Here is a 24898-nt window from a genome sequence, read left to right on the forward strand (position 1 = left end):
ACTGAGGCAACTGAGCAACCCTGGGGTCCCCGAATGTACCAATACGATCAGTACGACCAGACCATCGTCGACGAGCGCGTCGCGCAGTACCGCGACCAGGTTCGCCGCCGGCTGTCGGGCGAATTGAGCGAAGAAGAGTTCCGCCCGCTGCGGCTGCAGAACGGCCTGTACATGCAGCGCCACGCGTACATGCACCGCATCGCCATTCCCTACGGCAACCTGCGCAGCGACCAGCTGCGCATGCTGGCACGCATCGCGCGCGAGCACGACCGCGGCTACGGCCACTTCTCGACGCGCACCAACATCCAGTACAACTGGATCAAGCTCGAAGAGACGCCGGACCTGCTCGCCAAGCTCGCCTCGGTGCAGATGCACGGCATCCAGACCTCGGGCAACTGCATCCGCAACATCACGGCCGACCAGTTCGCCGGCGTGGCGCCCGACGAGATCGTCGACCCGCGTCCGTGGGCCGAAGTGCTGCGCCAGTGGTCCACGTTCCACCCCGAATTTGCCTGGCTGCCGCGCAAGTTCAAGATTGCCGTGTGCGGCTCGAAGGAAGACCGCATCGCCGTGCAGATCCACGACCTGGGCGTCTATCTGAAGAAGAACGAGGCGGGCGAAGTGGTGGCCAGCATTCTGGCGGGCGGCGGTCTGGGCCGCACGCCGATCGTCGGCGCCATCATCAGGGAAGACCTGCCCTGGCAGCATCTGCTCACGTACTGCGAAGCCGTGTTGCGCGTCTACAACCGCTACGGCCGCCGCGACAACATGTACAAGGCGCGCATCAAGATTCTCGTGAAGGCGCTCTCGCCCGCGAAGTTCGCGCAGCAGGTGGAAGAGGAGTGGCAGCACCTGAAGGACGGCCCGTCCACGCTCACGCGCGAAGAAGTGGAGCGCGTCGCGCAGTATTTCGCGCCGCCCGCCTACGAAAAGCTCGCGGACACGGACGCGTCCTACGAAAAGCATCTGCTCGAAAATCGCGCCTTCGCGCGCTGGGTGGAGCGCAACGTGCGCCCGCACCGCGTGCCGGGCTACGCGGCTGTCACGCTGTCGCTCAAGCGCACCGGCACGCCGCCGGGCGACGCCACGGACACGCAGATGGAAGCCGTGGCCGACTGGGCCGACCGCTACGCGTTCGGCCAGGTCCGCGTCTCGCACGAGCAGAACCTGATTCTCGCGGACGTGAAGAAGCACGACCTGTTCGAGCTGTGGACCCTCGCGAAAGACCAGGGCTTCGCCACGCCGAACATCGGTCTGCTGACCGACATCATCGCGTGCCCGGGCGGCGACTTCTGCTCGCTCGCGAACGCGAAGTCGATTCCGATCGCGCAGGCCATCCAGGAGCGCTTCGACGACCTCGACTACGTGCACGACCTCGGCGACCTGTCGCTCAACATCTCGGGGTGCATGAATTCGTGCGGCCACCATCACGTCGGCAACATCGGCGTGCTGGGCGTCGACAAGGACGGCGCCGAGTGGTACCAGGTGTCGCTCGGCGGCGAACAGGGCATGGGCGCGCAAGGCTCGCGCCTTGGCCGCGTGATCGGCCCGTCGTTCTCGGCCGGCGAAATGCCGGACGTGGTGTCGAGCATCGTCGATACGTTCGTCGACAACCGCATCGACGGCGAGCGCTTCATCGACACCTACAACCGCATCGGCATCGCGCCGTTCAAGGAGCGCGTCTACGCGTCGCGCCAGCCGGCCCACGCGTAAAGCGCAGCACCGAAACGAGGATAGACAGTAAATGGCCTGGATCATCAGAAACCGCGCGGTAGCCGAAGACAACTGGACGGTGGTGCGCCCCGCCGAAGACGGCTCGCTGCCCGCCGTGGACGCGCTGCCCGCCGGCAAGGTGCTCGTGCCGCTCGCGCTGTGGAAGAACGAGCGCGCCGCGCTGAGCGCCGCGCGTCCCGCAGCCGAACTCGGCGTGTGGCTCGCGCCCGATAGCGAACCGGCAGACATCGCCGGCGACTTCGAACACGTGTCGCTCATTGGCATCGACTTTCCGGTGTTTCGCGACGGCCGCGGCTATTCGATCGCGCGGCTTCTGCGCGAGCGCTACGGCTACAAGGGCGAACTGCGCGCCATCGGCGACGTGCTGCGCGACCAGCTCAACTACCTCTCGCGCTGCGGCTTCGATTCGTTCGCGGTGCGCGCCGACAAGGACATCCACGACGCGCTGAACGCGTTCAAGGAGTTCACGGTGCAGTACCAGTCCGCGGTCGACACCCCGCTGCCGCTATTCCGTCGCCGCGAGGCCGGTGCCGCGGCCGTGGCGGCCAAGGTGGGCGCATGAGCACCACAACTAACGCCACTAATGTCACGAACGCCGCTGGCGCCGCGCCGCAAGCCGTGACACCCGAACTGGCCGCGAAGATCGCGCGACTCGACGCGCTGCTCGATTCCATCGCCGCGCGCCACGAGCGCGTCAAGTTCGCGAGCAGCCTCGCGGCCGAAGACATGCTGCTCACGCACGCCATCCTCTCGCGCGGCGTGTCGATCGGCATCTTCTCGCTCAACACGGGGCGCCTGCATGCGGAAACGCTGGGCATGATCGATCGCGTGCGCGAGCGCTACGGCTACGAGATCGAGCAGTTCCATCCGCAACAGGCAGCCGTCGACGAATACGCGGCCGCGCACGGACTCAACGCCTTCTACGAGAGCGTGGAACTGCGCAAGCGCTGCTGCGAGATTCGCAAGGTGGAGCCGCTCAACCGCGCGCTGGCGGACGTTTCCGCCTGGGTGACGGGCCAGCGCCGCGAACAGTCGGTGACGCGCGCGGAACTGCACGAGGAAGAGCACGACGGCGCGCGTAATATTGCGAAGTACAACCCGCTCGCGGACTGGACCGAAGCTGACGTCTGGGCTTATCTGCGTGCCTTCGACGTGCCGGTGAACCCGCTGCACGCACGCGGCTATCCGAGCATCGGCTGCGAGCCGTGCACGCGCGCCGTGCGCCCCGGCGAAGACAGCCGCGCGGGACGCTGGTGGTGGGAGTCGCGCGACACGAAGGAATGCGGCCTGCACATCACCATTCCGATTGCGGCGGCGAGCGAGAACGCTTCTGCCTGAAGCCGGACCGACGAAAAGATTGAAGACCCTGTGCTGCGGGCCAACCGCCCGCGGCGCGAACGAACGAAGGACCCGAACATGAGCACGACGCTCGATTCCGCTGTTGCCGCACCGATTCCGAATACGGCGAACCGCATGGACCATCTCGACTGGCTCGAAGCCGAGTCGATCCACATCCTGCGCGAGCTGGTTGCCGAGTGCAGCAAGCCGGCGCTGCTGTTCTCGGGCGGCAAGGACTCGGTCGTGGTGCTGCACCTCGCGTTGAAGGCGTTCGGCCTCGGCGCGAACCGCCAGACCTCGCTGCCGTTCCCGCTCGTGCACATCGACACGGGCCACAACTACGACGAAGTGATCGACTTCCGCGACCGCCGCGCGAAGGAAATCGGCGCGCAACTCGTGGTGGGCCACGTCGAAGATTCGATTCGCCGCGGCACGGTGCGTCTGCGCCGCGAAACGGATTCGCGCAACGCGGCGCAGGCCGTCACGCTGCTCGAGACCATTGAAGCGCACGGCTTCACGGCGATGATCGGCGGCGCGCGCCGCGACGAAGAGAAGGCCCGCGCGAAGGAGCGCATCTTCTCGTTTCGCGACGAATTCGGCCAGTGGGACCCGAAGGCGCAGCGCCCGGAACTGTGGAGCCTCTACAACGCGCGCCTGCATGCCGGCGAACACCTGCGCGTGTTCCCCATCTCGAACTGGACCGAACTCGACGTGTGGCAATACATCGCGCGCGAAGGGCTCGAACTGCCGTCCATCTACTACGCGCACCAGCGCGAGATCGTGCGCCGCAACGGCCTGCTCGTGCCTGTCACGCCGCTCACGCCGATGCGCGAGGGCGAAACGAGCGAGACGGCGCTCGTGCGTTTTCGCACCGTGGGCGACATCAGCTGCACGTGCCCCGTGGAAAGCGATGCCGACAACGTCGAGAAGATCATTGCCGAGACGGCGGTGACCGAGATCACCGAACGGGGCGCGACGCGGATGGACGACCAGACCTCCGAAGCCGCGATGGAACAGCGCAAGAAGCAAGGTTATTTCTGAAGCACACGAGGACGAAGCAATGAGCACCGCAATTCACCAGCCTGAAGACCTCGGCGTGCTGCGTTTCATCACGGCAGGCAGCGTCGACGACGGCAAGAGCACGCTGATCGGCCGTCTGCTGTACGACAGCAAGGCCGTGCTGTCGGACCAGCTTTCCGCGCTTTCGCGCGCGAAGAACAAGCGCACTGTGGGCGACGAGATCGACCTCTCGCTGTTGACCGACGGCCTCGAAGCCGAGCGCGAGCAGGGCATCACGATCGACGTCGCGTACCGCTACTTCGCCACCGCCAAGCGCAAGTTCATCATCGCGGACACGCCGGGCCACGAGCAGTACACGCGCAACATGGTGACGGGTGCGTCCACGGCGCACGCGGCCATCATCCTGATCGACGCCACGCGCGTCACGTTCGAAAACGGCGACGCGCAACTGCTGCCGCAAACGAAGCGCCACAGCGCCATCGTGAAGCTGCTCGGTCTGCAGCACGTGATCGTCGCGATCAACAAGATGGACCTCGTGGACTTCAGCGAAGCGCGCTTCAACGAAATCCGCGACGCCTACGTGGCGCTCGCGCGCCAACTGGGTCTTGTCGACGTGCGCTTCGTGCCGGTCTCGGCGCTCAAGGGCGACAACATCGTAACCGCGAGCGAACGCATGCCGTGGTACGCGGGCGAGCCGCTGCTCGACGTGCTGGAAGCGCTGCCGGTGGAACAGGCTACGGGCGATGCCCTGCGTTTCCCGGTGCAGTGGGTGGCGCGTCAGGACGGCAGCAGCGCCGACGACTTCCGTGGCTACATGGGCCGCGTGGAAGCCGGCGAGGTGAAGGTGGGCGATACGATCGTCGTGCTGCCGGCCGGCCGCGAGGCCACTGTGGCCGAGATCATCGCGCCGGTGCCTGGCGGCACGGCGGCGGTGGAGCGCGCGTTCGCGGGCCAGACCGTCACGATTCGGCTTGGCGAAGACGTGGACGTCTCGCGCGGCGACACCTTCGTGCTGCGCACCGATGCGCCCACGCCGGCGAAGAAGCTCGAAGCGGACCTCTGCTGGTTCGACGAAGAGCCGCTCTCGCCGCAGCGCAAGTACCTGCTCAAGCAGACCACGAGCACCGTGTTCGCGCGCATCGGCGCCGTGAAGCAGGTGCTGGACGTGCATACGCTCTCGCACGCCACCGACCGCGCCGATCTCGCGATGAACGACATCGGCCGCGTGGCGCTCACGCTGCAAAAGCCGATCGTCTGCGATACCTACGACGCGCATCCGGGCACGGGCGCATTTGTGCTGATCGACGAAGCGACGCATCACACCGTGGCCGCTGGCATGATCCGTGCGTTTTCTGCCTGAGTGAAAATGACGGGGCGCGCGGCGGTCTGGACGACGCGCGGCGCGCCACCGAACACGGTCAGACGGAGCTGAAGGAAAACATGGGTAAGGTGTACTTGATTGGTGCAGGGCCGGGTGCGGCAGATCTCATTACGGTGCGCGGGGCGCGGCTTCTGGGCACGGCGGACGTGGTGCTGCACGACGCGCTCGTCGAGCCGGCCATGCTCGACTACGCACCGCAGGCGCACAAGATCGCGGTGGGCAAGCGCTGCGGCCAGCGCTCCACGGCCCAGCACTTCATCAACAAGCAGATTGTCGACGCGGCACGCGAGCACGCCGTGGTGGTGCGTCTCAAGGGCGGCGACCCCATGCTGTTCGGCCGCGCCGACGAGGAAATGCGCGCGCTGGACGCGGCCGGCATCGAGTACGAGATCGTGCCGGGCATTACCGCGGCGCTGGCATCGGCGGCGGCGTTGCGGCGTCCGCTGACGCTGCGTGGCGTGGCGCGCAGCGTGGCGCTCGCCACGCACAGCCGTGCGCCGGATACGGAGGCGATCCGCGAGCAGGTCAACGCGGATTCGCTCGTCTTCTATATGGGCCGCGACAGCGGGCCGGACATCGCGCGTGAGCTGATCGATGCGGGCCGCGCAGCCGATACGCCCGTGGCCATCGTGGAAGCGTGCAGCACGGCACGCGAGCGCACCCTCACGCTCACGCTCGAGCGGCTTGCCGCGGGCGAAGCGCAGGCATGGCTCGATCCGCTGCAACCCAGTCTGCTGATGATCGGCGAAGCGTTCGCCGAGCGTGCGGCGTTGTTGCCATCGGTGGAAAAAGAAGGGGACGACGACGGCAGCGAAGGCGGCAGCAAGGGCCGCATGCGCTTTGCGGCGTGATGCTCAGTCGGCGCCGTCTGTGGGCGCGTTCGTGACCGCGAGGCAATAGCGCACGATCGCGTCCAGCACGGCGTCGTCTTCACCCACCGCGCCCACGCTGCGAATCACCACGCCCGGGTGCGCCGCCCGGCACTGCTCGATGATGGCAGGCAGATCCCGCCTCACATGGCCGCCCTGGCCGAAAAACACCGGCACGACCGTTACTTCGCTGCATCCCGCGGCCACCTGTGCCGCCACGGCGGCGGGCAGGTCCGGCGACATCAATTCCAGAAACGCGAGACTCACCGGCCCCGCCGCGCTGTGCGCAGCGGCGAGCCGCGCCGCGAGCCGCTCGAACGGCTCGGCCCAGCGGGCATCGCGTGCCCCGTGGCCGAATAGAACGATGCCGTGTGCGCTCATGGCAGGGACTCCCGAGGAAAGCTAAGGCGTTCGTCGTACCGCCGCGGTACAGCGGCGGCGGGATGACGATGCGACGTCAGTGCCGATCCACCCACTTCAGCCCGAACAGACCGAGGGCGAGATAGATCAGCCCCGGTGTGGCGGCCGTGATCGGTGCGGGCCACGTGTTCAGCGTACCGATGTGCGAGAACAGCGTATTGAAGAGCTGGAAGCTCATGCCGAGCATGATGCCGCCGAACACCTTCATGCCCACCACGCCCGCGCGCGTGTGCAGATACGCGAACGGCATGGAAAGCACCAGCATCACGAATACCGCGAACGGGTAGAGCAGCTTTTTCCACAGCGCGATTTCGTAGCGCTGCGTGTCCTGATGGTTCTCGGTCAGATGCTGGATGTAGCGGAACAGGTTGAACATCGACATGCGGTCTGGCGCGACGAGCAGCACCGAGAGAATCTGCGGCGTGAGCTCCGAGCGCAGCGAGTATTCGGGCAGCGTGATCTGCTGCGCGCGATATACCGGGTTGAGCGCGTCCTTGCTCTGGCCGCTGGGCGACGCGACGTCCACGAGTTGCGTGTCGGTCACGTCGGTCAGTTTCCAGTGGCCGGGCGGCTGGTACACGCCGCTCTTCGCGATCCGCACGTTCGAGAGCCGGAACTTCGAGTCGAATTCGTAGATGCGTACGTTGCTGATAGTGGCGTCGGGCTTGAGTTCGCCCACGTTCACGAAGCGCGTGACCTGCTCGCCGTCGGCGCGCGCCGAAAGCGTGTCTTTGACCCACACGCCCGACTCGAAGTTGGTCGACACCGCGGAGCCCAGCGCTTCGAGCCGCACGCGTTCGGACAGTTGGTCGGTGTAAGGGCCCACCACTTCGCCGATCAGATACGTGATGAGCACGATCGGAATGCCGATCTTCAACAGCGAGCGCAGCGCCTGACCGGTTGCGAGACCCGAGACGCGGAAGATCGTGTATTCCGAATTCGCGGCCATCTGCGCGAACACGTAGATCGAGCTGATCAGCGCCGCCACCGGAATGATCTCGTAGAAGCGCGACGGCGTTTGCAGCGCAACGCGCAGCACCGCGTAGCCGAACTTGTAGTTGCCGTGTCCGACCGAGTTCAGTTCGTTGATGAGGTCGAAAAAGAAGAACAGACCCGAAAACGCGAACAGGATGAAGACAAACGTCAGGTAGACCTGGCGCGCGAAATACCGCTCGTAGATGCGCATGGATCAGGCTCCCTGCGCGCGGCTCGCGCGGCTGAACATGGCACGCGAGATCAACGGGCGATTGCGCACCCGCAGCCAGAAGATGAACACCACGAGCGCGGCGACCACGACGTGCAGCGCGACAAGGCCGACGCCGAACGAGACCTTGCCCTGCTCGATCCACGATTGCACGACGTTGAGCAGATTCGAGTAGGTCAGGTAAATGAGCACGGCCATCACGAGATTGATGGTGCGGCCGCGGCGCGGATTCTGGTAGGCGAGCGGAATGGCGAGCAGCATCAGGTTGATGGCGATGAGCGGCAGGCCCGCGCGCCACGCGATTTCCGCGAGGTTGTCGCGCGTGGGCTTGCGCAGCAGATCGAGCGTCGAGGTACCCGTGGTGGTGGGCGTCGAGACCACGGGCTGGCTCTGGATCTTCACGCCGTAGCGCTCGAACTCCATGATGCGAAAGTCCGGGTGCCCCGGTTCGCCGTCGTAGCGGCGGCCGTTGTCGAGCACGACGAAGCGGTCGCCGTTCTTCTGCGTTTCCGTGTGGCCGTACTTCGACACGATCACGTTGACCTTGCCGTTCTCCGTGCTCGTCACGAACACGTTTTCCACCTTGCTCTGGTCCGGCGTCATCTTCTCGATGAAGAACACGCGGTGCGTGGTGGCCGATTCGCGGAACTGGCCCGGCGCGAGCAGCGAAACTTCGTCGCGCTGCTGAAAGCGCTGGCGGATCAGCTTGCTCTGCTGGTTCGACCAGGGCCAGCCCACGAACGCGAAGAACACGATGAGGATGATGATGGGCGTGGCGAAGGTGCCCACCGGTTTGATGAGGCGCGTGAGACTCACGCCCGAGGCGAGCCACACCACCATCTCGGAGTCTTTGTACCAGCGCGTGAGCACGAACAGGATCGACACGAACAGCGTCACGACGAGCATGACGGCGAGATAGCCGATCACGGTGAGCCCGATCAGCACCAGCACGTCGCGCGGGTCGATTTCGCCCGATGCCGCGAAGCCGACGATGCGGATCATCATCGTCGTGAGCATGATCGTGAGCAGCACCATGAACACGGCGCCAGCCGTGTACGCAAGTTCGCGCTGGAGGGAGCGTTCGAAGATCATTCTTGATGAGAAGAGCGGGAGGTTCTGGCACGAGGCCGCGCGTCGTGCGCTAGACCTTGGCAGCCGCCGCGGGAAAAATAGCGGATAATTGCGGCTTTCATCCTAAGCCCAGATTTTATCCGAGGACAAGCGCGATGGACTTTAGCATAAAAGCCTGTGATTGGAGCAAAGGGGCCCAGAGCGGGTTCCTGACCGGAAAATCGGACTGCGTCGTGATCGGCGTGTTCGAGTCGCAAAGTCTTTCGGGCGCCGCGCTCGCCATCGACGAAGCGACCAAGGGGCTCATCACGCGCATCGTCAAGGCCGGCGACATGGAAGGCAAGGCGGGCAGCACGCTGTTCCTGCACGAAGTGCAGGGCATCGGCGCCTCCCGCGTGTTGCTGGTCGGCCTTGGCAAACAGGATGCGTTCACGCAGAAGGCTTACGGCGAAGCGGTCAAGGCGGCGTGGCGCGCCATCCTCGGTACGAAGATCGTGCAGGTCACGTTCACGCTGCCGCAATTGCCCGTCAAGGAGCGTTCGTCGGACTGGGCCGTGCGTGCCGCGCTCCTCGCGCTGCGCAGCGAAACGTACCGCTTCACGCAGATGAAGAGCAAGCCGGACACGACGCCGCGCGCACTCAAGCGCATCGTGTTCTCGGTGGACGCCGCCGACGAGAAAGCGGCGAAGGTGGCTGCGAAGCAAGGCGTTGCGCTCGCCAACGGCATGGACCTCACGCGCGACCTCGGCAACCTGCCGGGCAACGTCTGTACGCCGACCTATCTCGGCAACGTCGCGAAGAAGCTCGCGAAGGACTGGAAGCTCAAGGTCGAGGTGCTCGGCCAGAAGCAGATCGAAGCCCTCAAGATGGGCTCGTTCCTCTCGGTTACGCGAGGCTCGGTCGAGCCGCCGCAGTTCATCGTGCTCCAGTATCAGGGCGCGGGCGCGAAAGAGGCGCCGGTGGTGCTGGTGGGCAAGGGCATCACGTTCGACACGGGCGGCATCTCGCTCAAGCCGGGCGAGGCCATGGACGAGATGAAGTACGACATGTGCGGCGCGGGCTCGGTGCTCGGCACGATGCGCGCGGTTGCCGAAATGGGCCTGAAGCTGAACGTGGTCGCGCTCGTTCCGACCTGCGAGAACATGCCTGCCGGCAACGCGACGAAGCCGGGCGATATCGTGACGAGCATGTCGGGCACGACGATCGAAGTGCTCAATACCGACGCCGAAGGCCGTCTCATTCTGTGCGACGCGCTCACCTACGCGGAGCGCTTCAAGCCCGCCGCCGTGGTGGACGTCGCCACGCTCACGGGCGCCTGCATCATCGCGCTCGGCCATCACAACGCGGGCCTCTTCTCGAAGGACGATGCGCTCGCGGGCGAACTGCTCGACGCGTCGCGCGAAGCCGACGATCCGGCCTGGCGCATGCCGCTCGACGACGAATACCAGGACCAGCTGAAGTCGAACTTCGCGGACGTCGCCAACATCGGCGGCCGTCCCGCGGGCAGCGTGACGGCGGCGTGCTTCCTGTCGCGCTTCACGCAGGCGTACTCGTGGGCGCACCTCGACATCGCCGGCGTGGCCTGGAAGAGCGGCGCCGCCAAGGGCGCGACGGGTCGCCCCGTGCCGCTGCTCACGCAGTTCCTGATCGACCGCGCGGCGCAGTGATCGGCGTGGTATTGCACGCGGCGTGTGGCGCGCTCTGCCGCCCAGCCGCCGCGTGCGAGCGAGGAATGCGATGACGCGAATCGACTTTCATACGAACGTGGGCGATGCGCTGCTGTATGCGTGCCGGCTGCTGCGCAAGGTGTATCAGGCCGGCCACTCGACGGTCGTGCTGGCCGACCCGACGCGGCTGCGTGCTCTCGACGGGCAGCTCTGGACCTTCGCGCCGCTCGAGTTCGTACCGCATTGCATGGCGCAGAGCGCGCTGGCCGCCGAAACGCCGGTCGTGCTCGCCTCGGACCTGGAAGGCGCGCCGCACCATCAGGTGCTGGTGAACCTGGGGGCCGACGTGCCGCCGCAGTTCGCACGCTTCGAGCGGCTGCTCGAAGTAGTGGGCAACGCGCCCGAGGATCTGACCGCGGGGCGCGAGCGATATCGCTTCTACCGCGATCGCGGCTATGCGCTGAACAACTATCGGCAGGAAGGCTGAGCGCGGCACGTGCATGCCGGGCTTTGCGCGCCGGCATGCATCGTGCGCGGCTTTGTTTGCCGCCAGCTACAGCGAAGGAGGGTGATCGTGTCCAACCATGACGACACTTCGATTCCGATGCTCGACGACGTTGTCGTGCCGGGCAAGCCGGACCACGCACGGGCCACGCCGCCGTCGCATCCCCGGCCCGAAGGGCTCACACCTGCCGCAGTCGTGGACGAACCGCTAGAGCCATCGGCGATGAGCGGCTTCACCACGCATCCCAACGACGCCGTCGAGCCGCGCTTCATGGAACCGTCGCTCGGCGACGTTCCGGTCCTGAGTGAGCGGTTAGACGAACCCGTAGCCGGACCCCCAAGCGCGCAGCCCGACGAAAGCACGGAACATGCGCTGGTCGAGCGGCTGCGGGGGCGCTGCATGGACTATCTGACCGGCGAGGGGCGCGGCCTCATCGAGGCGCGCTGCCGCGAGGCGATGCAGGAGCACGCGAACTGGCTCGTGGGCACGGTGGTGCGTGAAGTCGCGCTGGCGCTCGAAACCGAGATCACAGGCTGGGTGAAAGAAGCGGTGGAGGAGGTGCGCGAGGAACGCGCGCAGCAACCGGCCCCAGCCGATCCGCCCGTTCGGCACTGAGGCGGATTGATCGGCCAGCTTATGGGCCGACTCAGCGGCTTTGACTCAGCAGCTCTGATTCAACGGCTGACTCATCGGCTGACTCATCGGCTGACTCAGCGGCTGCAGGGCCCGCTCACGGGCACCCCGCGCTTACTTCAAGGAAAGGATCCAGTTGGCGAGCGTCACGGCCTGGTCCGGCGTGAGCTGCGTGTTTGCCGGCATCGGCACGCGGCCCCATACGCCGCTGCTGCCGTCGGTGATCTTGTGGGCGAGGTAGGTGGCCGCGTCGCTGCGCGACGCGTATTTCAAGGCGATATCGTGGAGCGCGGGCCCCATGAAAGGCCGCGTCATGGCGTGGCAACTCGTGCAGTTCTGCTGCTGCGCAAGTGCAAGACCCTGCGACGCGACCTGTTCCCCGAACACCGCGCCCGGCGCCACGAACAGGCCCGCCAGCGCAGCGGCCAGTGCGGCTACTGCATGCGACTCTCGTTTCATTATGGTCTCCGCCGGGACGATCGCCCGACTGTGGTGGTCGCATTATAAGAGCAAAGGGGCGCCCGGTTTCCCCGGGCGCCCCTTCGTGTATTGCCTGTGCTGTGCCTGCCGCAGTCGTGGCGGCGGGCCGGCGTTCCGGGGCCGCTCGCTGGTGCTGTGCGAGCGAGGCCCCGGTGCCAGGCCTGCGTTAGCCCGTCACCGCGCCCTTGTTGGCCGGACGCGCGAGCGCTGCGTACTTCGCGAGCACGCCACGCGTATAGCGCGGCGCCGGCTGCGTCCAGGCCGCGCGGCGGCGCGCCAGTTCGGCGTCGTCGATGTTCAGTTGCAGCAGCAGCTGGTGCGCGTCGATGGTGATCGAATCGCCTTCCTGGACGAGCGCGATCGTGCCGCCCACGAAGGCTTCCGGCGCGACGTGACCCACCACTATGCCCCAGGTGCCGCCCGAGAAACGGCCGTCCGTGATGAGACCCACGGATTCGCCCAGCCCCTTGCCGATGATGGCCGAGGTCGGCGCGAGCATTTCGGGCATGCCCGGACCGCCTTGCGGGCCGAGGTAGCGCAGCACGACCACGTCGCCCGCCTTGATCTTGTCGTCGAGAATCGCCTGCAGCGCGCTTTGCTCGTCGTCGAACACGCGTGCCGGGCCCGTGATGACCGGATTCTTCAGGCCCGTGATCTTGGCCACGGCGCCGTCTTCCGCGAGGTTGCCCTTCAGGATGGCGAGGTGACCTTCCTTGTAGAGCGCCTTGTCGATCGGGTAGATCACCTTCTGGTCCGCGCGCGGCACGGAGGGCACGTCCTTCAGTTCTTCGGCGAGCGTCTTGCCCGTGATGGTGATGCAGTCGCCATGCAGGAGACCCGCGTCGAGCAGGATCTTCATGACCTGCGGAATGCCGCCGGCCTGGTGCAGGTCGGTGGCCACGTATTGGCCCGACGGCTTCAGGTCGCAGATCACGGGCACGCGGCGGCGGATGCGCTCGAAGTCGTCGATGGTCCATTCCACTTCGGCCGCATGCGAGATCGCGAGGTAGTGCAGCACGGCGTTGGTCGAGCCGCCCGTGGCCATGATCACCGAGACCGCGTTTTCGATCGATTGCTTCGTGATGATGTCGCGCGGCTTCAGATCGCGCCTCACGGCTTCAACGAGCACGCGCGCCGATTCGGCGGCGGAGTCGACCTTTTCCTGGTCCGGGTTCGCCATCGTCGACGAATAGAGCAGCGACATGCCGAGTGCTTCGAACGACGAACTCATCGTGTTGGCCGTGTACATGCCGCCGCACGAGCCGGTGGTGGGGCATGCGTTGCGCTCCACGCCTTCGAAGTCCTCTTCGGACATGCGGCCCGCCGTGAATTCGCCGACGGCCTCGAAGGCCGACACGATGGTCAGGTCCTTGCCCTTCCAGTGGCCGGGGCGAATCGTGCCGCCGTACACGTAGATGCCCGGCACGTTCATGCGGGCGAGCGCCATCATGCCGCCCGGCATGTTCTTGTCGCAGCCGCCGATCACGACTACGCCGTCCATCCACTGGCCCTGCACGCAGGTCTCGATGCAGTCCGAGATCACTTCGCGTGACACGAGCGAGTACTTCATGCCTTCGGTGCCCATCGACATGCCGTCCGAAATGGTGGGCGTGCCGAAGGTCTGCGGATTGGCGTCCGCGCCCTTCACGGCGGCCACGGCCGCGTCGGTGAGCTTTTGCAGACCCGCGTTGCACGGCGTGATGGTGGAGTGGCCGTTGGCGATGCCGATCATCGGCTTGTCGAAGTCGGCCTTCTCGTAGCCGATGGCGTAGTACATCGAGCGGTTCGGCGAGCGCGCGACGCCCTGGGTGATGTTCTTCGAACGGCGGTTGTACGACATGGGGAGCTCCGTAGGATGCTGTTATGCGACGCCGGGCGGGCTTGGGCGCCCTGTCACCGGCATGTGGCGAGAAGCATGCAGTTTCGCGAATCGAATGTCCAATATATTATTGATGGCATATTAGGTCGCAAAACATATCAATCGATGCTCTCGACAACACCCGATCTTCGTCAGTTGCGCTACTTCGTGGCCGTGGCCGAGGAAAAGCACTTCGGCCGCGCCGCAGCGCGGCTTTCCATGACGCAGCCGCCGCTTTCCCAGGCTATTCGCGCGCTGGAGGAGACGCTTGGCGTGGAGCTTTTTGCCCGCACGCGCCGCACCGTGGAACTCACCCCGGTGGGCGCGGACCTTTTGCCTGAGGTCCGTCGGCTGCTCGCCGCCGCCGACGGTCTGCGGCCGCTTGCCCAGAGCCTTGCGCGCGGCGAGGCCGGGGTGCTTTCGCTGGCGTTCGTTTCTACCGCGGACTACGGGCTGCTGCCGCTTCTGCTGCGCGACTTCGGCACACGCTATCCGCGCGTGCGGCTGCAGCTCGCCGAGGCGACGAGCGACGTGCAGGTCGAGGAACTGGTAGCGGGACGCATCGACGCCGGTCTCGTGATCGCGCCGCTGCCGCCGCGCCATGTCGCGCAGCTTTCGTATCTGCCGATCGCGCGCGAGCCGCTCGTGATCGCGATGCCAACGGAGGTTTCGGTACGCGCGGGCGGTCCCGCTGCCGACGACTGGTGCGACACGCCCGTGAGCCTCGCGGATCTTGCCGACGCGCCGCTCGTGGTCTTCCCAAGGCGTTTGGCGCCAGGCTTTTATGACATCATTATGGATTGCTACGGCGCGGCCGGTCTGACGCCTCGCATCGGCCAGGAGGCCATTCAGATGCAGACCATCGTCAGCCTCGTGTCGGCCGGCATGGGCGTCGCACTGGTGCCGCAATCGCTGCGTAATCTGCGGCGCACGGGCGTGGTCTACCGGCCCTTGCGCGAGGCGGTGCCGGCCATCGAAACGGGGCTGGTGTGGCGCACGGCGCAGGTGAGCCCGGTGCTGGCCGGCTTCATCGATATCGTGCGCGCCCATGCGGCCACGGCGGGGCCGCTGAGCTGAGCGAAGCGCGTTGCGCGACGGCGAACAATGTCGCGCGATGCGGGTCGAACCCGCACGCTGCCGCCCACGCTTTCGTCTGCTGTTGCCCTTTACCCTTTACCTGACATTCACACCGATCGCGGGAAACCGACTCCACGATGCTGATCCACCCGAATTTCGACCCTGTAGCCATTCACCTCGGCCCGCTGGCGGTGCGCTGGTATGGCCTCATGTATCTCGTCGCGTTCATTGCGGCAATCGTCGTGGGCCGCCTGCGGCTGCGGCTGCCGTACGTGGCGGCGCAAGGCTGGACCGCGAAGGACATCGACGACATGCTGTTCTACGGCGTGCTCGGCACGATCCTGGGCGGCCGCCTCGGCTACGTGCTGTTCTATAAGGCGAGCTGGTACTTCGCGCATCCGCTCGACATCTTCAAGGTGTGGGAAGGCGGCATGTCGTTTCACGGCGGTTTTCTCGGCGTGACCTTTGCCATGGTGCTGTTCGCGTGGCAGCGCAAGCGCCACTGGCTCCAGGTGACCGACTTCATCGCGCCGATGGTGCCCACGGGGCTCGCGGCAGGCCGGCTTGGCAACTTCATCAACGGGGAGCTGTGGGGCCGCGTGACGGACCCGTCCGCGCCGTGGGCCATGATGTTCCCGGGCGCTTCCAACGACGACGCGCAGTGGCTCGCCACGCATCCGCAGCAGGCGGCCCAGTGGCACCTGGCCGACGTGTTCGCGCAATACCACATGCTGCCGCGGCATCCGTCGGAGCTCTACGAGATTGCGCTCGAAGGCATCACGCTCTTCTTCGTGATCATCCTGTTTTCGCGCAAGCCGCGACCGCTCGGCGCCGTGTCGGCGCTGTTCCTGATCGGTTATGGCCTTGCGCGCTTCACGGTGGAGTTCGCGCGCGAACCTGACGACTTCCTTGGCCTGCTTGCCTTGGGCTTTTCGATGGGCCAATGGCTTTCGCTGCCCATGATTCTCGTGGGCTGCGCGATGATGGTGTGGGCTTATCGCCGGCATGGCCGCGAAGCGGCGCGGCCGGCCGAGGCGAGTTGAGCCGGGTTGGATTCAGGTGGGCCGAAGCGGCTTCAGGTTCAGCCCCTTCGGCCCACCGGCTTTCGCGCCGTCACGTCGATGCGGTGAACGGCGCAACGTTACTTCATCTGCACTGAACCCGAGACATTGACTGTCACAGTGGACGTGCCGCCTTCGAGCGGCATCGGCGCGGCCTTCGCATCCGCTGCCATGGAGCGTGCGGCCATCATCATGACGGGCCGCGGCTGAATGCCACCGTACCCGACGTTGACCTCGCGAATCGAGTAGCTGCCATAGCCGAACGCGCGCGCGGCCGACGACGCCTGGTCGCGGAACGACGCAATGGCTTCGCCCGAGAGTTTCTGTTCGGCGGCGCGGCGCGCTTCCGGCGAAAGCGAAAACTGCACGTTGCCCACCTGCATGCCGGACGCGAGTTGGCCGGCGAGACGCGAGGCTGCCGCGAAGTCACGCGACTCCAGCACGATCTCCGTGCGACCGCGCCAGGCCGAGATGTGGCCGTCGCGGTCCGTGGACGGATAGATCGAGAACTGACCCGAGCGCGCGGTTACGCCGGATGTGCCCTTGGCCTGCTGAAGCGCGCGGTCTGCGTGCTGGTTCAGCGTGGTCGTGAGCGAGGCGGGGTCGCTCGCTTCCTGCTCGTAGAACATCGTGATTTCGACGACGTCCTGCGGTACTTCGGCACTCGCCTGCGCAGAAAGCGAGAGCACGCCCGCAGGCTGATAACGCGCGTCGCTTTGCGCCCAGGCGGCCGAAGGGACGAGCGAGAGGCCAAGCGGCGCGGCCGTGGCGAGTGTGATCGCCAAGGCAAGCGCAGTCTTTCTGGTCATTTTTTGACTCCTTCTGAACGGGTTCTTCGCACCTTCGAATGCGTGCGCGGCGCAAGCGCGCAACGGTGCGGCAAGGTCGGCGGCAGATACACATCCGCCGCGCCCCACGCGTGGCATGGCGCTTGCGTGGCCGTTAGGCTTGCATCATGTGCGCGTGGTTCCCCGTCTCGACGATTGCGGCGAACAGTCGTGAACCTGAGCGGCACGACGCTTCGCTGCACGGCCCGCGGGTTCGCGTTATATGAGGTGCTTCGTGATGAAGCGCCACTCGGCTTCGGTGACGGGCGTGATGGAGAGCCGGTTGCCTTTCGCGAGCACGCGCATGTCGGCAAGCTCTGGGTGCTCGCGCAGTGCGGCGAGGGGAATCAGCGGCACCTTCTTCTTGAACACCACGTCGACGAGCAGCCAGCGCGGTTCTTCCTGGCTCGACTTCGGGTCGAAGTAGGGGCTCTTCGCGTCGAACTGGGTTGGGTCCGGGTAGGCCGTGGACGACACCTCGGCGAGCCCCGCGATGCCGGGCTCCGGGCAGCTCGAGTGATAGAACAGCACGCCGTCGCCGATGCGCATCGTGTCGCGCATGAAGTTGCGTGCCTGATAGTTGCGAACGCCGGTCCAGGGCAGCGTGTGCCTGGGTGCTTTGGCGAGGTCGTCGATGCTTGCTTCGTCCGGTTCGGACTTCATCAGCCAGTAGCGCATGAGTCGAAGTGAACGTCGAAAGTGAGCGTTGGGGAGGGCGGCTGCACAGCAAAGGAACGGCAAGACAGCAGCCCGCAAAGTAAAACGGCACCGGACTCTCGTCCGGTGCCGTTCGAATAGGTCCCCGCCTTAGCCGCTAGGCCGGCATCCTGAACCTGAGGTTCAGAATTGGTCGCAGTTAGCAGCACTTCGGGTACATCAGACAGAGTGACGCGCACGCCCGTGCTACAAATTTCCGCAACCGTGCACATGGCATTGGTTCAAGGAATATATGACCTTGGCGAACCAGGCAGGGAAGCTGACTAAACCTGTTGAAACCGTTCCTGCTGAAACCGTTTTTTCGCGCCACTGCTGCGCGGCCGGTTTGTTGAAGAGCGCAGTATATATGGATTAAACGCGCCGTGTTCAATCCCGCCGTTCAATCTTTACTGCACGCCGTACTGCTGAATCACAGTACCCAGCTGCTCGTTCATCTGGCGCATTGTACGCCGGATTTCTTCGGCCGGGAAAGCCTCGCCGTGCCGTACGCTCGTCTGCAGGCGCAGCAGTTCGGATGCGAGCGAAAGTGCTGCCATGACCGCGATGCGGTCGGTGCCGCGCACGTTGCTGTGTTCGCGCACCTTCGACATTTCCGCATCCACGCGAGCCGCCGCTTCGATCAGCGCGGGCTCCGTTTCGGGCGAGCAGGCGAGACGGTAGTTCTGCCCGAGAATCGAGACTTCGATCAGTTTCGTGCTCATGCGTTTTCTCCGTGGCGCGCTTCGTGAGTGCCCGAAGCCGTTTCGCCGTGCGCGTCATGTCCTTCTTCGCGCTCTTCTTCCTGTTGCGACGAAGCGAGCAGGTCGAGCTGGTTGTCCGGTTCGCCCTGGCCTTTGGCGCGCGGCAGTTTTTCGAGGATGGCGTTGAGCCGGACCTGCGCGTCGTCGATCTTTGCCGACAGCGTGTCGCGTTCCGCCTGCAGTGCGTTGCGTTCCTCGCGCAGCTGTTCGATTTCGGCGCGCGAGCCATCCAGTTGCGCGTGCAATTGCGCGACCTGCTCTTCGAGCGCGTGACGCGCCTCGTGGTGCTGCTGATTGATTTCTATCAGCCGCCCGATGTTCTGGGAGAGTGTTTCGAGTTCGTTGAGCATGTGCTGCGTCCTCTAAAGGAGGGCATTTTAGCGCGGAATGCGGACGCTTCTGTCATCTGTGTCGTTTCGAGACGTAACAGCCGGCTTCCTGCTGCGAAGCCCCCTGCAACGCGCGTCCGCGGAACGACAATTGCGGGCGCGCCCTTGCCGCGAGGCACTTTCGTGCATGGCTGCCCGCTGTTGTGCTCTTTCGTGCTCCCCTATAAACGAGGCAGGCCGCTGCGGATTTGACACTTGCCGCTACCACGTTCTTGACCATCTTTGACAGTTTTCGGGGCGTTTCTTGATGTCTCGCCGCCATGTCCCGGCCGCGTCCAGGGCTTCCTTGACGCTCGCGAGCGGGTCTCCTTACACTTGCCGCACTCTGGTGCCCGCGCCTGCGCCCAACGCAAGCGTGGTTAAACGGGAAACAGGGAGCGCAGTCCGTCCCCGGACGCGTCAACCTGTGCTGCCCCCGCAACGGTAAGCGACCGCACGCGCATGACACCGCGTGCCTATCGATTCGACGTGCGCTGCCGACGGTTCCATCCGTCGAGCGGCGCGCCTGCAAGCCACTGCGCACACGTGCGTGGGAAGGCGAATCGATGCGTCGTCAGCCCGGATACCGGCCAGAGGGCGAGGCGCGCCGCTTCGCCAGCATTGCCGGCAGCGGCTACGGCCCTGGTGGATTGTCTGGCGTGTGTGCGTGCCTCATGACGCGTTGGCTTCGCGGGGAGCGAAGCCGGGCACGCTACCACAGGAAAATCGCTCCATGCTTACCCCTATCGCCCGCGCGACGCTGCTCGCCCTGACGGGCTTGCCGCTGGCCGCCTTTGCGCAGTCCGCTGCGCCCTCGGCCGGGCAGTCGAGTTCGGACATCGGCTCAACCCCTGCCACCCAGTCCACGGACAGCACCACTGACGCGCCACGCGCCGCGCCAGCCGCCGCTGCAAGCGCGGCCACAAAGACACAATCCGCGCAGATCCCCACCGCCGGCGACCGGACCCTCGCTCCCGTCGTCGTCACCGCGGATCGCGCGCCGCAGCGCCTTGCCGACGCGATCCCGCAGAGCACGCTGTTCGACGCCCAGGACATCGCCGACACCACCCAACGCGACCTGCCGGGCCTGCTGCAGTTCGCGCCTGGCGCGCAGATCGTGCGCAACGGCGGCCCCGGCTCCACGGCGACGCTCTTCATGCGCGGCGCGGATGCAAGCGAATCGCTCGTGCTGATCGACGGCGTGCGTGTGGACTCAACGAGCCTCGGCAGCGCGCAGATCGCGCAGATTCCACTCGACCAGATCGATCACGTCGAAGTGGTGAACGGCAACGTGTCGGCGCTCTACGGCTCCGGCGCGATAGGCGGCGTCGTGCAGATCTTCACGAAGAACGGCGGCAGCTACCCGCCGCGCTTCAACTTCGAGACCGAATACGGCAGCTATCACACGCAGCGCCAGCAGGTGGGCGTCTCAGGCGCGCTCGATGCCGAGGGCAAGACGACCTTCAGCGTGTCGCTCGCGCGCGCGAAGGACGACGGCTTTTCGTCGATCAATCCGGCGCTCGTGCCGGCCGTGAATCCGAACGCGAACGGTTACCTGAACGAAAGCGTATCGGCGTCGCTGCGTCATACATTCAACGAGCGCTGGGACGCCGGCGTGCGCTTCTTCCAGTCGAACGGCAACAGCAGCTACGACAACGCATACGGCGTGCCGACCGATCTCAACAACCTCTACACGAAGGTGCAGCAGGCCTCGGTATTCGCGAATGGCAAGGTGACGGACTGGTGGACCACGCACCTCGTTGCCGCAACGGGCAACGACCGCAGCCAGACCGCGCTCAACGGCGTCTATACGGACCATTTCAACTCGGACAACCGGCAGTACACCTGGCAGAACGACTTCATACTCGCGCCGCAGCAGAAGATCCAGGTGGGCTACGAGCATCTGGACCAGACGCTTGACTCGAACCAGTACAGCGCGCCGAACCGCCACGTCGATTCGGGCTTTGCGGGCTATACGGGGCGCTTCGGACGCAGCCAGTTCCAGGCGAACGTGCGGCGCGACCAGTACTCGGATTTCGGCGGCGCGAACAGCTACTACCTCGGTTACGGCTTCGACATCACGGAGCACTGGAAGGCCACGGCGAGCTGGTCCGACGCGTTTCGCGCGCCCACGTTCAACGACCTGTACTACCCGTACTACGGCAATCCGACCATTCGGCCCGAACGCAGCCATTCGGTCGAAGCGGCGCTGCAATATGCCTCCGACGCGTTCGGCCTCATGCGGCTCACTGCATTTCAGACGCGCTACTCGAACCTGATCCAGTCCGCGCAGGTCACGCCCGGCGTCTACATGGCCGAGAACGTGGGGCACGCCAAAGTGCAGGGGCTCGAGGCATCGTGGAGCGGCCATGTCGGCAAAACCGACGTGCGCGCGGCGCTGACGCTGCAAAATCCCGTGGACGAAGACAAGGACACCGATCTCAACCGGCGTGCGCGCCGTTTCGCCTCGTTCACGGCGAATCGCAGCATCGGCAGCTGGCGGGTGGGCGGCGAATGGCTCGTGAGCGGCGCGCGCAACGACAGCGGCTCGAACCTCGGCGGCTATGGCATCGTGAACCTCTCGGCGCGCTATAACATCACCCGGTCGTGGTACGTTGCCGCGCAGATCCAGAATCTCTTCGACAAGGACTATGAGCTCGCCTACACGTACAACACGCCGCGGCGCAGCGCCTACCTCACGCTGGGTTGGCAGCAGCAGTGAAGGGCGGCCATGAACCGTCTCTTCGTGCCCGCCGCGCCCGGCATGACGGCGAAACGCGCGGTCGTGATCTGGGCCGTGCTGGCAGCGCTCGCCGTCGCGGTGTTCGCAGCCTCGCTGCTGATAGGCAGCGTGCCCGTCACCGTGCGTGATGCGTTGGCGGCGTTGCTGCCCACGCGTTCGCACGGCGCCGACATCGCGACGGAGATCGTTCGCACGCTGCGGCTGCCGCGCGCGCTGGCGGGCTTCGCGTGCGGCGCGCTGCTTTCGATGGCGGGCGCGCTGCTCCAGGTGCTGTTGCGCAATCCGCTCGCGGAGCCGTATGTGCTCGGCGTTTCCGGTGGCGCGGCGGTGTTCGCGCTGCTCGCGCTGCTCGCGGGTTCGGCGTGGTGGATGGTCAATGCGAGCGCATTCGCGGGCGCGCTGCTGTCGATCCTGCTCGTGCTCGGCCTCGCGCGTCGCGAACTCTGGCGCGGCGAGCCGCAGGACACCTCGCCGCGGCTGCTGCTCACGGGCGCCGTGATCGCGGCGGGATGGGGCGCGGCCATCACGCTGCTGCTCACGCTGGCATCGGACTCGCATCTGCGCGGCATGCTGTTCTGGCTGACCGGCGAGCTGAATGGCGTCGGCATGCCGTGGTTCACGTTGATCGCGCTCGCTGTCGTGCTGGTGGTCGTCGTGCCCGTTGCGCCGCAGCTCAACGTGCTGCTGCGCGGGGACGCCGCCGCCCAGGCGCTGGGCGTGCCCGTCGTGCCGCTGCGCTTGCGTGTGTATCTCACGGCGTCGCTGGCGGCGGCCGCGGCGGTGACGACGGGCGGCACCATTGGCTTCGTCGGCCTCGTGGTGCCGCACGTGCTGCGGCTCGCATTCGGCAACGACCAGCGCATGCTGCTGCCCGCGGCGGCGCTCGCGGGCGGTGTCGCCGTGATGGCCGCCGACCTCGCCGCGCGCACCGTCGTGGCACCGACGCAGTTGCCCGTGGGCGTGGTGACCGCGCTGGCCGGCGTGCCGGTATTTCTGTGGATGCTGTTGAAAAGGCGGCACCGATGAACGCCGCTTTGTCCACCGGCCTCGCACTCACCGCACACGATCTGACCTTGCGCGCGGGAACGCGCACGCTACTCGATGGCTTCACGCAGACTTTCGCTGCCCACGAGATCTGGTGCATTGCCGGGCCGAACGGCGCGGGCAAGACGACACTGATCTCGGCGCTCGCGGGTCTCGTGCAGCCGGCAGCGGGACACGTCGCGTTGGACGGCGTGCGCCTTGCGGACTGGCAGCCCGCCCAACTGGCGCAACGTCGCGCGTTGATGCCGCAGGACATTCACGACGCGTTCAGCACGAGCGTGCTCGACGTCGTGCTGTTGAACCGGTATCCGCATCTGGCCGGATGGGGCTGGGAGCGTGAGGCCGACCGCGCCGCGGCGCATGCGGCGCTCGATCTGCTGGGCCTCGGCCACTTCGCCGCGCGCGACGTGCTCTCGCTCTCGGGCGGCGAGCGCCAGCGCGTGGCGCTTGCCGCCGCGCTGTGCCAGGATGCGCCGCTGCTGCTGCTCGACGAACCGCTCTCGCATCTCGACCTGCATCATCAGATCAGCTGTCTCGATGCGCTCCTCGCGTGGGCGCGGCAGTCCGCGCGAACGGTCGTCTTTTCGTCCCACGATCTGAACCTGGCGCGCCGCTTCGCGACCCACGCGCTGCTGCTAAATGGCGACGGCACGTGGCATGCGGGGCCGGCCCGCGACGTGCTGACGCCGGAGCGGGCGAGCCACGCGTTCGGCTACCCGCTCGTGCTGATTCGCGACGGCCCGCACGAAGCATTGATTCCGGCGCTGCCGGCCGGGAACGTGTCCCGCTGATCGGGGCTGGCGTTTAGCGCCTCGCTTGGCATCTCGCTTGATGCCTCGCTTGGCACCTCATTTGGCGCCTCATTTGATGCCTCGTGTAGCACCTCGTTGCCCAATACGGGCCACGCCCGATTGCCCTGCGCATATCGGCATGGCTTCATTTCGCTCATCCTGTTCGTCTCGACTTGCTCTTTTCGAATGACGCATCACGATTTCTGTTGACCTACCATGACTTCGCCATCCACCGGATTACCCTTCGTCGAGCCGCTTGACCAGTCGCTGCGCGACCGGCTTCAGCATCTCATCGATACCCGCACCAAGCCGCCCGGCAGCCTCGGGCGCCTCGAAACGCTGGCGCGCCAGATCGGTATGATCCAGCGCACCACGCAGCCTTCGGTCACGCGGCCCGCGCTCATCATCTTCGCGGGCGACCACGGCATTGCGCACGAAGGCGTGAGCCCTTATCCACAGGCCGTTACGGCGCAGATGGTCGCCAATTTTCTCGCGGGCGGCGCGGCGGTCAACGCGTTCAGCGGCGTGGCCGATCTCGCGCTCGAGGTCGTCAACGCCGGGGTGGCAGCGCCGCTCGATACGAGCCCGAACCTCGTCGATATTCCCGTGGCGCGCGGCACGCGCAACTTCGCGCACGAGCCCGCCATGACGCGCGACGAAGCGCTGGAAGCAATGCGCGCCGGTGCCTCGCGCGTGCGCCATCACGCGGCGCTCGGCACGAACGTGATCGGCTTCGGTGAGATGGGCATTGCGAATACGTCGTCGGCTGCGTGCTTGATGAGCCGGCTGTGCGGCGTGTCCATCGACGAATGCGTGGGCCGCGGCACCGGCCTCGACAACGCCGGCCTCGCGAAGAAGCGCAACGTGCTGGCGGCGGCGCTCGAACGTCACCCCGTATCGGGTGACCCGCTCGACGTGCTGGCCACCTTCGGCGGCTTCGAGATCGCGATGATGGCCGGCGCGTTTCTCGCCGCGGCCGAAGCGCACATGGTGATTCTCGTCGATGGCTTCATTGCGACGGCGGCGCTCGTCGTGGCCGACGCGATCGCGCCAGACGTGCGCGAGTATTGCGTGTTCGCGCATGCTTCGAACGAAGCCGGACACCGGCGCATGCTCGACCACTTCGGTGCGCGTCCGTTACTCGCGCTCGATATGCGGCTCGGCGAGGGCACGGGCGCAGCGCTCGCGGTGCCGCTGCTGCGCGCGGCCGTCGCGTTTCTCAACGAGATGGCGAGCTTCGAATCGGCCGGCGTGTCGGACCGCGATGCGTAGGCCCGCAAGCGCAACGGGCATTTGCGGCTTGGGGCGGCGTGCATCGGGTGCGTGCATCGAAGTCCGCATCGACGTACA

The 24898-nt window shown here is 66.1% G+C and carries 24 protein-coding genes, 1 other RNA gene and 1 riboswitch; of the genes, 15 read left to right on the forward strand and 10 right to left on the reverse strand.

All coding sequences use genetic code 11. The annotated features are described in order from the left end of the window. The first annotated feature begins 33 nt into the window (after nucleotides 1–33). The 6 genes from P2869_RS03790 to cobA all read left to right on the forward strand — a co-directional run bounded on the left by P2869_RS03790 (nucleotide 34) and on the right by cobA (nucleotide 6324). Nucleotides 34–1713, forward strand: a complete 1680-nt coding sequence (locus tag P2869_RS03790) for a nitrite/sulfite reductase (RefSeq protein ID WP_277597513.1) — start codon at nucleotides 34–36, stop codon at nucleotides 1711–1713. Between the two features lie 31 nt (nucleotides 1714–1744). Further along, nucleotides 1745–2296 carry a DUF934 domain-containing protein gene (locus tag P2869_RS03795; protein WP_199543414.1) on the forward strand — a complete coding sequence of 184 codons (552 nt, stop codon included), beginning with the start codon at nucleotides 1745–1747 and terminating at the stop codon, nucleotides 2294–2296. Beyond that, nucleotides 2293–3072, forward strand: a complete 780-nt coding sequence (locus P2869_RS03800) for a phosphoadenylyl-sulfate reductase (protein WP_277597514.1) — start codon at nucleotides 2293–2295, stop codon at nucleotides 3070–3072. Before P2869_RS03795 ends, P2869_RS03800 begins: the two co-directional genes overlap by 4 nt. A gap of 78 nt (nucleotides 3073–3150) precedes the next feature. Further along, on the forward strand, nucleotides 3151–4113 hold the full coding sequence (gene cysD / locus P2869_RS03805) for a sulfate adenylyltransferase subunit CysD (protein ID WP_026121116.1): 963 nt from the start codon (nucleotides 3151–3153) through the stop codon (nucleotides 4111–4113). Between the two features lie 19 nt (nucleotides 4114–4132). Next, nucleotides 4133–5452: a GTP-binding protein gene (locus P2869_RS03810; RefSeq protein ID WP_017773147.1), complete on the forward strand. Its 1320-nt coding sequence runs from the start codon at nucleotides 4133–4135 to the stop codon at nucleotides 5450–5452. 80 nt (nucleotides 5453–5532) lie between these two features. Further along, entirely contained in the window at nucleotides 5533–6324 is a 792-nt protein-coding gene (cobA, locus tag P2869_RS03815) for a uroporphyrinogen-III C-methyltransferase (protein ID WP_114809466.1), read from the forward strand. A gap of 3 nt (nucleotides 6325–6327) precedes the next feature. On the opposite strand, the gene P2869_RS03820 is transcribed toward cobA, so the two are convergent. The 3 genes from P2869_RS03820 to lptF all read right to left on the reverse strand — a co-directional run bounded on the left by P2869_RS03820 (nucleotide 6328) and on the right by lptF (nucleotide 9058). Further along, nucleotides 6328–6723: a CbiX/SirB N-terminal domain-containing protein gene (locus P2869_RS03820; protein ID WP_277597515.1), complete on the reverse strand. Its 396-nt coding sequence runs from the start codon at nucleotides 6721–6723 to the stop codon at nucleotides 6328–6330. A gap of 76 nt (nucleotides 6724–6799) precedes the next feature. After that, nucleotides 6800–7948 (reverse strand): LPS export ABC transporter permease LptG, encoded by a 1149-nt coding sequence (gene lptG, locus P2869_RS03825; protein ID WP_017773150.1) that lies wholly within the window; start codon nucleotides 7946–7948, stop codon nucleotides 6800–6802. Between the two features lie 3 nt (nucleotides 7949–7951). Next, nucleotides 7952–9058, reverse strand: coding sequence for an LPS export ABC transporter permease LptF (gene lptF, locus P2869_RS03830; protein ID WP_199543425.1), 1107 nt, complete (start codon nucleotides 9056–9058; stop codon nucleotides 7952–7954). A gap of 134 nt (nucleotides 9059–9192) precedes the next feature. Between lptF and P2869_RS03835 the strand changes: the two genes are divergently transcribed. The 3 genes from P2869_RS03835 to P2869_RS03845 all read left to right on the forward strand — a co-directional run bounded on the left by P2869_RS03835 (nucleotide 9193) and on the right by P2869_RS03845 (nucleotide 11824). Next, nucleotides 9193–10704, forward strand: a complete 1512-nt coding sequence (locus tag P2869_RS03835) for a leucyl aminopeptidase (RefSeq protein WP_026121117.1) — start codon at nucleotides 9193–9195, stop codon at nucleotides 10702–10704. Nucleotides 10705–10774: 70 nt separating this feature from the next. Then, nucleotides 10775–11191: a DNA polymerase III subunit chi gene (locus P2869_RS03840; protein ID WP_277597516.1), complete on the forward strand. Its 417-nt coding sequence runs from the start codon at nucleotides 10775–10777 to the stop codon at nucleotides 11189–11191. Nucleotides 11192–11278: 87 nt separating this feature from the next. Next, nucleotides 11279–11824, forward strand: a complete 546-nt coding sequence (locus P2869_RS03845; RefSeq protein WP_277597517.1) for a DUF2486 family protein — start codon at nucleotides 11279–11281, stop codon at nucleotides 11822–11824. A gap of 132 nt (nucleotides 11825–11956) precedes the next feature. On the opposite strand, the gene P2869_RS03850 is transcribed toward P2869_RS03845, so the two are convergent. Further along, a complete protein-coding gene (locus P2869_RS03850) occupies nucleotides 11957–12301 on the reverse strand; it encodes a c-type cytochrome (RefSeq protein WP_017773155.1) in 345 nt (114 codons plus the stop codon). 187 nt (nucleotides 12302–12488) lie between these two features. Beyond that, complete coding sequence (ilvD, locus tag P2869_RS03855) at nucleotides 12489–14162, reverse strand: dihydroxy-acid dehydratase (protein WP_277597518.1); 1674 nt, start codon at nucleotides 14160–14162, stop codon at nucleotides 12489–12491. 144 nt (nucleotides 14163–14306) lie between these two features. Between ilvD and P2869_RS03860 the strand changes: the two genes are divergently transcribed. Then, on the forward strand, nucleotides 14307–15257 hold the full coding sequence (locus P2869_RS03860) for a LysR family transcriptional regulator (protein WP_277598049.1): 951 nt from the start codon (nucleotides 14307–14309) through the stop codon (nucleotides 15255–15257). Nucleotides 15258–15394: 137 nt separating this feature from the next. Then, nucleotides 15395–16300, forward strand: a complete 906-nt coding sequence (gene lgt / locus P2869_RS03865) for a prolipoprotein diacylglyceryl transferase (RefSeq protein ID WP_277597519.1) — start codon at nucleotides 15395–15397, stop codon at nucleotides 16298–16300. Nucleotides 16301–16398: 98 nt separating this feature from the next. Here lgt and P2869_RS03870 read toward each other — a convergent pair whose 3' ends face one another. The 5 genes from P2869_RS03870 to P2869_RS03890 form a co-directional block, all read right to left on the reverse strand. Beyond that, nucleotides 16399–17127, reverse strand: a complete 729-nt coding sequence (locus P2869_RS03870) for an SIMPL domain-containing protein (RefSeq protein WP_277597520.1) — start codon at nucleotides 17125–17127, stop codon at nucleotides 16399–16401. Nucleotides 17128–17364: 237 nt separating this feature from the next. Then, nucleotides 17365–17823 (reverse strand): EVE domain-containing protein, encoded by a 459-nt coding sequence (locus P2869_RS03875; RefSeq protein ID WP_277597521.1) that lies wholly within the window; start codon nucleotides 17821–17823, stop codon nucleotides 17365–17367. Nucleotides 17824–17940: 117 nt separating this feature from the next. After that, nucleotides 17941–18122: non-coding RNA, 6S RNA (gene ssrS / locus P2869_RS03880), on the reverse strand. A 126-nt stretch (nucleotides 18123–18248) separates the two neighbouring features. Further along, entirely contained in the window at nucleotides 18249–18563 is a 315-nt protein-coding gene (locus tag P2869_RS03885; RefSeq protein WP_017773161.1) for a cell division protein ZapA, read from the reverse strand. Then, a complete protein-coding gene (locus P2869_RS03890) occupies nucleotides 18560–18952 on the reverse strand; it encodes an ATPase (RefSeq protein ID WP_277597522.1) in 393 nt (130 codons plus the stop codon). Before P2869_RS03890 ends, P2869_RS03885 begins: the two co-directional genes overlap by 4 nt. A 348-nt stretch (nucleotides 18953–19300) precedes the next feature. After that, nucleotides 19301–19580, forward strand: a riboswitch (cobalamin riboswitch). A 123-nt stretch (nucleotides 19581–19703) separates the two neighbouring features. On the opposite strand from P2869_RS03890, the gene P2869_RS03895 reads away from it, so the two are divergent. From P2869_RS03895 to cobT, 4 genes are all read left to right on the forward strand, one after another. Continuing rightward, entirely contained in the window at nucleotides 19704–21692 is a 1989-nt protein-coding gene (locus P2869_RS03895) for a TonB-dependent receptor (protein WP_277597523.1), read from the forward strand. A 9-nt stretch (nucleotides 21693–21701) separates the two neighbouring features. Further along, complete coding sequence (locus P2869_RS03900; protein ID WP_277597524.1) at nucleotides 21702–22739, forward strand: iron ABC transporter permease; 1038 nt, start codon at nucleotides 21702–21704, stop codon at nucleotides 22737–22739. Beyond that, nucleotides 22736–23548, forward strand: a complete 813-nt coding sequence (locus P2869_RS03905; RefSeq protein ID WP_277597525.1) for an ABC transporter ATP-binding protein — start codon at nucleotides 22736–22738, stop codon at nucleotides 23546–23548. The genes P2869_RS03900 and P2869_RS03905 overlap by 4 nt, the downstream gene beginning before the upstream one ends. A gap of 216 nt (nucleotides 23549–23764) precedes the next feature. Further along, nucleotides 23765–24820: a nicotinate-nucleotide--dimethylbenzimidazole phosphoribosyltransferase gene (gene cobT, locus P2869_RS03910; protein WP_277597526.1), complete on the forward strand. Its 1056-nt coding sequence runs from the start codon at nucleotides 23765–23767 to the stop codon at nucleotides 24818–24820. Nucleotides 24821–24898: the final 78 nt, after the last annotated feature.

It is taken from the genome of Paraburkholderia sp. SUR17 (assembly GCF_029536165.1).
In the GTDB taxonomy this organism is placed as follows: domain Bacteria; phylum Pseudomonadota; class Gammaproteobacteria; order Burkholderiales; family Burkholderiaceae; genus Paraburkholderia; species Paraburkholderia kururiensis.

What these genes read in the sequence shown, in the direction of transcription:
- lptF (WP_199543425.1), bottom strand. Translation starts at nt 9,058, where the DNA reads ATGATCTTCGAACGCTCCCTCCAGCGCGAACTTGCGTACACGGCTGGC.
- cysD (WP_026121116.1), top strand. Translation starts at nt 3,151, where the DNA reads ATGAGCACGACGCTCGATTCCGCTGTTGCCGCACCGATTCCGAATACG.
- P2869_RS03800 (WP_277597514.1), top strand. Translation starts at nt 2,293, where the DNA reads ATGAGCACCACAACTAACGCCACTAATGTCACGAACGCCGCTGGCGCC.
- P2869_RS03885 (WP_017773161.1), bottom strand. Translation starts at nt 18,563, where the DNA reads ATGAGCACGAAACTGATCGAAGTCTCGATTCTCGGGCAGAACTACCGT.
- P2869_RS03850 (WP_017773155.1), bottom strand. Translation starts at nt 12,301, where the DNA reads ATGAAACGAGAGTCGCATGCAGTAGCCGCACTGGCCGCTGCGCTGGCG.
- P2869_RS03810 (WP_017773147.1), top strand. Translation starts at nt 4,133, where the DNA reads ATGAGCACCGCAATTCACCAGCCTGAAGACCTCGGCGTGCTGCGTTTC.
- P2869_RS03790 (WP_277597513.1), top strand. Translation starts at nt 34, where the DNA reads ATGTACCAATACGATCAGTACGACCAGACCATCGTCGACGAGCGCGTC.
- P2869_RS03835 (WP_026121117.1), top strand. Translation starts at nt 9,193, where the DNA reads ATGGACTTTAGCATAAAAGCCTGTGATTGGAGCAAAGGGGCCCAGAGC.
- P2869_RS03820 (WP_277597515.1), bottom strand. Translation starts at nt 6,723, where the DNA reads ATGAGCGCACACGGCATCGTTCTATTCGGCCACGGGGCACGCGATGCC.
- P2869_RS03900 (WP_277597524.1), top strand. Translation starts at nt 21,702, where the DNA reads ATGAACCGTCTCTTCGTGCCCGCCGCGCCCGGCATGACGGCGAAACGC.
- lgt (WP_277597519.1), top strand. Translation starts at nt 15,395, where the DNA reads ATGCTGATCCACCCGAATTTCGACCCTGTAGCCATTCACCTCGGCCCG.
- P2869_RS03875 (WP_277597521.1), bottom strand. Translation starts at nt 17,823, where the DNA reads ATGCGCTACTGGCTGATGAAGTCCGAACCGGACGAAGCAAGCATCGAC.
- P2869_RS03905 (WP_277597525.1), top strand. Translation starts at nt 22,736, where the DNA reads ATGAACGCCGCTTTGTCCACCGGCCTCGCACTCACCGCACACGATCTG.
- P2869_RS03840 (WP_277597516.1), top strand. Translation starts at nt 10,775, where the DNA reads ATGACGCGAATCGACTTTCATACGAACGTGGGCGATGCGCTGCTGTAT.
- P2869_RS03895 (WP_277597523.1), top strand. Translation starts at nt 19,704, where the DNA reads ATGCTTACCCCTATCGCCCGCGCGACGCTGCTCGCCCTGACGGGCTTG.
- ilvD (WP_277597518.1), bottom strand. Translation starts at nt 14,162, where the DNA reads ATGTCGTACAACCGCCGTTCGAAGAACATCACCCAGGGCGTCGCGCGC.
- cobA (WP_114809466.1), top strand. Translation starts at nt 5,533, where the DNA reads ATGGGTAAGGTGTACTTGATTGGTGCAGGGCCGGGTGCGGCAGATCTC.
- cobT (WP_277597526.1), top strand. Translation starts at nt 23,765, where the DNA reads ATGACTTCGCCATCCACCGGATTACCCTTCGTCGAGCCGCTTGACCAG.
- P2869_RS03860 (WP_277598049.1), top strand. Translation starts at nt 14,307, where the DNA reads ATGCTCTCGACAACACCCGATCTTCGTCAGTTGCGCTACTTCGTGGCC.
- P2869_RS03890 (WP_277597522.1), bottom strand. Translation starts at nt 18,952, where the DNA reads ATGCTCAACGAACTCGAAACACTCTCCCAGAACATCGGGCGGCTGATA.
- P2869_RS03795 (WP_199543414.1), top strand. Translation starts at nt 1,745, where the DNA reads ATGGCCTGGATCATCAGAAACCGCGCGGTAGCCGAAGACAACTGGACG.
- P2869_RS03870 (WP_277597520.1), bottom strand. Translation starts at nt 17,127, where the DNA reads ATGACCAGAAAGACTGCGCTTGCCTTGGCGATCACACTCGCCACGGCC.
- lptG (WP_017773150.1), bottom strand. Translation starts at nt 7,948, where the DNA reads ATGCGCATCTACGAGCGGTATTTCGCGCGCCAGGTCTACCTGACGTTT.